We start from the raw sequence: 5,912 nt of genomic DNA, 5'->3' as shown, positions 1-5,912 counted from the left end.
CGGGCGCCGGGTCGCAGCCCTCGATGTCCGCGGCTATGGCCGGTCCGACAAGCCCTGGCCGGTCGAGGCCTACCGCCTCTCGGTCATCTGTACTGACATCGCCGCCATCATCGACGCGCTGGGCGGGAAGGCCGTCCTTGTCGGCCACGACTGGGGCGCCCCCATCGTCTGGAACACGGCGCTCCGCCACGAAGCAAAGGTGGTGGCCGTTGCTGGTCTCTCTGTCCCCTATGTCCCGATGGGCGAAGTCTCCTTCCTCGACATTGCCCGCCAGCTCTACAAGGACCGCTTCTTCTACCAGCTCTATTTCCAGGAGGAGGGGCGGGTGGAGGCTGAGCTCGAGGCCGACCCGCAGGCGCTCCACAAAATCTACTTCGGGCTCTCCGCCGCCGGCACCGACATGGCCTTCCTCATGAACAAGCCGCCTTCAGCTGGCCTTCTTGACGGGCTCGCTGCGCCCGACCGCCTGCCCGAGTGGATGCCAGAGGCCGACATGGCCGTCTTTGTGGAAGCGTTCCGCAAAGGAGGCTGGCGCGGGCCCATCAACCGCTACCGCGCCCAGGACCTCGACTTTGCCGAGCGCGCGCCGGTCAAGGGCCGCACCATTCCCCAGCCGGCCTGTTTCATCGCCGGCGAGGCCGACCTGGTGCGCCACTTCGTCCCCGGTGTCGATCTCTACGCCGACCCCGGCGCCTTCTGCCAGGATTATCGCGGCACCACCCTCGTGCCCCGCGCCGGCCACTGGGTCCAGCAGGAAACACCCGAAGCCGTCAATGCCGCGCTCGAAGCCTTTCTGGCAGGCCTTTAGGGCGTTGTGGGTGTCGCGAGGGGGGCCGGGGGGCACAGCAGGCGCCGGTCGGCATGCTTCGCGATGGCAGGCGTCCAGCAGGCTTGCAGGGCGCTCGTCAGGCAAGCGCTGCGCAGGCGCGCTGGATGCGCCGGCAGGCCTCCTCGAGAAGGTCGGTGGAAGTGGCGTAGCTGATGCGGAAGGCAGGCGAGAGGCCGAAGGCGCCGCCATGGACGAGAGCCACCCCCTCGCTGTCGAGGAACCAGGTGGCAAGATCCTCGTCCGTCTGGATCTCCCGCCCGTCGGGTGCCTTGCGGCCGATGAGAGGCGTGCAGTCGGGATAGACGTAAAAGGCCCCTTCTGGTCGCAGGCAGGTCAGGCCCTCGCACTGGTTCAGCATGGAGACGACGAGATCGCGCCGCTCCTGGAAGACGCGCGCCCGCGCTTTCAGGAAATCCTGTGGGCCTGAGAGCGCGGCTGTCGCTGCCGCCTGGGCGATCGCGCAGGGGTTGGTGGTCGACTGTGACTGGAGCTTCGCTATGGCAGCGATAATCCGCTTTGGCCCACCAGCAAAGCCGATCCGCCAGCCGGTCATGGCATAAGCCTTGGAAACGCCGTTCACTGTCAGCGTGCGTTCGAACAGGCGCGGCTCGGCCGCGGCGAGCGAGACAAACCGAAAATCATCGTAGACGATATGTTCATACATGTCGTCGGCCAGCACGAACACATGCGGGTGCGCAAGGAGCACGTTTGCAAGTGCTTTCAGCTCGGCTTCGCTATAGGCGGCCCCAGTCGGGTTGGAAGGTGAGTTGAGGATGACCCACTTGGTCTTCGGTGTGATGGCAGCATCAAGCGCTTCGGGAGTCAGCTTGAAGCCAGCTGAGGCCGGGCAGGGGACCACGACGGGAGTTGCACCGCAGAACTGCACGATATCGGGGTAGGAGACCCAGTAGGGTGCCGGGATCACCACTTCATCGCCCGGGTCGAGCGTGGCGACCAAGGCGTTGAAGATGGTGTGCTTGCCGCCGACATTGGCAGTCACTTCATCGGGGCCATAGTCGAGCCCGTTGTCGCGGCGGAACTTCTCCCGGATCGCGGCCTTGAGCTCTGCGGTGCCGTCGACAATCGTATATCTGGTCTGGCCGGCGCGGATGGCAGCAATCGCTGCCTCTTTCACATGGTCAGGCGTGTCGAAGTCAGGCTCGCCAGCGCCAAGGCCGATAATGTCGCGCCCCTGCGCCTTCAGTTCAGCTGTGCGGCGAGTGACGGCGGCGGTGGCCGAGGGCTGGATGCGGCCGATGGCGGCCGAAAGAAGCGACATGGCAAGACCCCGGGGATGAAAGGCTGACCGCGCATAGGGGCAGGAGGCGGTTTGCTGCAAGCGCTCAGGACGCAAGGATGGCCGGGATCAGCCCGCGCAGTGCATTGCCGATGAAGAGTCGCCCTTGCTGGCTCGCTTGGACCAGGTCGGCGGCCGCAAGATCGCCTTCGACCGCCTGCCCGCTTGCCAAAAGCTCGGCCCGCAGCACGCCGGGCAGAAGGCCGCGATGGACCGGTGGGGTGACGAGGGCACCGTCCCGCGCGACGAAGAGGCTGGTAAAGCTCCCTTCGGTGACGAACCCATCGGCCCGCACGAACGCCACTTCGAAGGCACCTGCGGCTTGGCGGGCAGCATCATAGAAGCTGCGGTCGGAGGACTTGTGGAACAGGCGCCAGTCGTCAGGGGGCAAGGGAAGCGGTGCCAGCGCAAGCGTGACCGGCACAGGCGGCGGCGCCGGTGCCGGCCCGGCCTCCACGGCCAGCGCTCCCGCTGCACTGAGCAGCAGTCGGACCCGCTCCGCCGCGCCACGCGCCGGCAGCCGCGCCAGAAGCGCGTCCGCCGCTGAGGGTTCGAACGGGATGGCGAACCGGGATGCCGATGCCGCCATCCGCGCAAGGTGGCGCGCCAGCAGTGGCACGCGCCCGTCGGCCTCGCGCCGCATTGTCTCGATGAGGCTCTCGGGCGTGCGCCGCTCGAGAAACCGGGCCTTGGCAAGACACTCGCGCCATTCGGCAGCAGGCTTGCTGTCAGCGACGATGCCAGAGCCAAGCCCGAGTGTTGCCACCTCGGGCTTGTTGGCTGCGATGACGAGTGTCCGGATGGCGACTGCGAAGTCGGCAGAGGCCGCATCTGGCCCGATGGTGCCGATGGCGCCGCAATAGAGACCGCGCGGCCTGGGCTCGGCTTCTGCCAACAGTTCAATGGCGCGCAGCTTGGGTGCACCCGTAATTGAGCCGCAGGGGAAGAGGGCTTTGAGCGCGTCGAAGGCGTCGAGCCCATGTGCAAGCTGCGCTTCCACATGGCTCACCATCTGGTGGACGTAGGGCTGGCTCTCGATTGCGAATGCGCGCGGCACCCGGACGGAGCCTGCTGCTGCCACGCGTGCGCAGTCATTGCGGATCAAGTCGGTAATCATGAGATTTTCCGCCCGGTTCTTGGGGTCTGCAGCAAGCGCCCGGGCGGCTTCATGGTCATCGCGCGCAAGCGGCGGGCGCGCAGCAGTTCCCTTCATGGGCGCAGCCCGGAGCATCCCATCCTTGAGCGCGAAGAAGCGTTCGGGCGAAAGCGAGAGCCACCAGTGCCGCCCAGTAAAGACAAGCGCGGCATGGGGCGCAGGCGCTTGCGCGAACAGGCGCGCGAACAGCGCAACCGGGTGGCCCCAGACCGGAAGTTTGCAGCCGAACGTCAAGTTGGCCTGGTAAATGTCGCCAGCCGCAATCCAGGCCTGCAGCCTTGCAACTGCTGCACCATGGGTTTTGGCATCGATGGCAAGGAGAGGCTCCCCCCAGTCCGCCAGCCTTTCCCAGCCAGGGAGGGCTGCCAGCTCCACTTCGCTCGGCGCGGGAAAGGCCCCAAACCACAGCAGCGGCTCCTCCAGGGCTTGCACATGGCGTGCTAGCGCCTGGGCAGCGCATTGCTCGAAGGCTGCCGCTGCCTCATAGGCGAGCCCGCCGGCAAGGTGCAGGCCCTCACGCGCCAGCCCCCGGGCGCGTGCAAGCGCTGGCTCGACATCCTCAAGCGCTCTTGCCTCGATGCAGGCAACCGGGGCTGAAAACAGCAGACCACGCCCACCCGCGCGCGGGAACAGGGCGAAAGGCTGGGCCGGAAATTCACCTGGAGCCGCCACACGGCAGCTGCTAGCCGAAGCAGCCGCTCACAGGGAGAGACGATGACCTGCCCTAGCCGCCAAATCGCCACTTGGCTTGCTGCGTTGCTGCTGACTGCGCCTGCGCTTGCACGCGACCTGCCGCCGCCAGCCGCACTCAGGCTCGATGGCGCACCAATGGTGCCGGCCGAGCTTGCTGAGCGCGTGCGCCCGTGGATGGAGTTCCGCACCGCAAGCTTCCAGGGCTGGGACCCGCAGTCGGGGGGCATGCTCGTTGCCACCCGCTTTGGCGAGTCGAACCAGCTCCATCTCGTCGCCGCGCCCGGCGCCGCGCGCCGGCAGCTGAGCTTCGAGGCGGAGCCGGTTGCGCAAGGCAGCTTTGCGCCCGGTGGGGCAAAGGGGGATGTGCTGCTGGCTGCGGCCGACGTGGGTGGGGCCGAGAATTTCCAGCTCTTCCGCTTGGCTGAAGGCCGGATGCAGCTCCTGACCGATGGCAAGAGCCGCAACACGGGTGCCACCTGGTCCAAGGATGGCCGCCTTGTCGGCTTTGCTTCCAACGCGCGCAATGGCCGCGACACCGACCTGTGGGTCATGGACCCGCGCGATCCCGCCTCGCGCCGGCTGGTTGCCGAGCGAGAGGGCGGTGGCTGGGCTTTCCGCGACTTCTTCCCCGACGGGAAGTCGGCACTCATTGCCCGCGTGGTCTCGGTTCAGCAGTCCGAACTCTCCCGGCTTGACCTTGCAACTGGTGCGGTTCTCCCGATCACGCGCGACCGGGGGCAAGTTGCCTATGGCGCAGCAAAGGTCGCACCTGACGGGCGTATTTTTGCAACCTCTGACCGCCTTGGCGAGTTCCAGGAGCTTGGGCTTGTGGATGCAGCAACCGGCGCCTTCACCCGCCTCGGCGCGCCGGCGCGCTGGGATGTCGAGGAGTTCGCCATCTCGCCCGATGGCGCGCGGGTGGCGGTCGTCACCAACGAGGCCGGCATTTCGCGCCTCAGGGTGCTTGATTCGCGGACCGGCGCAGTGCTTGCCGAGCCCGCCGTCCCGGTCGGGGTCATCTCCGGCCTCGAATTCGCGCCCTGGGGTGAGCTTGGGTTCACCCTGTCATCCGCCCGCTCTCCCGGCGACGCCTGGAGCGTGACGCCCGATGGCAGGCTCCGGCGCTGGACATTTTCCGAGACGGGCGGGCTTGACCCATCCCGGAACGTCGAACCCGAATTGGTCAAGATCCGAAGCTTCGACGGCCGCGAGGTCTCGGGCTTCCTCTACCGGCCCGATCGAGCGCGATTCCCCGGCCCCCGCCCCTTGCTCGTCCACATCCACGGCGGCCCGGAAGCCCAGTCCCGCCCGGTCTTCCAGGGCCGCAACAACTATCTCATAAACGCGCGCGGGCTCGCCCTCTTCTTTCCCAACGTCCGCGGCTCGACTGGCTATGGCAAGACGTTCGTGGCCCTCGACAACGGCCCCTGGAAGCGTGAGGATTCGGTGAGAGATATCGCTGCCTTCGTCCGCCACCTCAAAACCGACCCTGGCATTGATGGCACCCGGGTGGGGGTGACTGGCGGCTCCTACGGCGGCTACATGACCTATGCGGCGCTGACGCTCTATCCTGAGCTGTGGCGCGCCGGGCTCGCCGTTGTTGCCATCTCCGATTTCGTCACTTTCCTTGAGAATACGGCCGACTACCGCCGTGATCTGCGCCGAGTGGAATATGGGGATGAGCGCGATCCGAAGAGCCGGGCGAAGCTCAAGGCCATCAGCCCGCTCGGCCGGGCCGACCGGATCCGGGTCCCGCTTTATGTGGTAACCGGCGCCAACGACCCGCGCGTGCCAGCATCAGAAGCCGACCAGATGGTGCAAGCGGTGCGTAGACGCGGCGGCGAGGCCTGGCACCTTGTGGCGTTCAATGAAGGTCATGGCTTCCGCCGCAAGGAGAACCAGGACTATCAATTCTGGACGAGCCTCATGTTCTGGGA

General features: G+C 66.8%; 4 protein-coding genes. 2 read left to right on the top strand and 2 right to left on the bottom strand.

Features of this window, described 5'->3' with window-relative positions; genetic code table 11:
* On the top strand, window positions 1-808 hold an 808-nt coding region (locus ACWIQA_RS09130), incomplete at its 5' end, for an alpha/beta fold hydrolase (RefSeq protein WP_448582762.1).
* 97 nt (window positions 809-905) lie between these two features.
* On the opposite strand, the gene ACWIQA_RS09125 is transcribed toward ACWIQA_RS09130, so the two are convergent.
* Window positions 906-2,108: a pyridoxal phosphate-dependent aminotransferase gene (locus ACWIQA_RS09125; protein ID WP_448582761.1), complete on the bottom strand. Its 1,203-nt coding sequence runs from the start codon at window positions 2,106-2,108 to the stop codon at window positions 906-908.
* 64 nt (window positions 2,109-2,172) lie between these two features.
* Window positions 2,173-3,954 (bottom strand): chorismate-binding protein, encoded by a 1,782-nt coding sequence (locus ACWIQA_RS09120; protein WP_448582760.1) that lies wholly within the window; start codon window positions 3,952-3,954, stop codon window positions 2,173-2,175.
* Window positions 3,955-3,996: 42 nt separating this feature from the next.
* Here ACWIQA_RS09120 and ACWIQA_RS09115 point away from each other — a divergent pair.
* Window positions 3,997-5,912 (top strand): S9 family peptidase (locus ACWIQA_RS09115; RefSeq protein ID WP_448582759.1); only part of this gene is annotated, 1,916 nt, incomplete at its 3' end.

The sequence above is a fragment of the Thermaurantiacus sp. genome, from assembly GCF_053487655.1.
Note: the sequence above shows the minus strand (reverse complement) of the source record. Positions and strands in the feature narration are given on the sequence as shown.

What these genes read in the sequence shown, in the direction of transcription:
- ACWIQA_RS09125 (WP_448582761.1), bottom strand. Translation starts at nt 2,108, where the DNA reads ATGTCGCTTCTTTCGGCCGCCATCGGCCGCATCCAGCCCTCGGCCACC.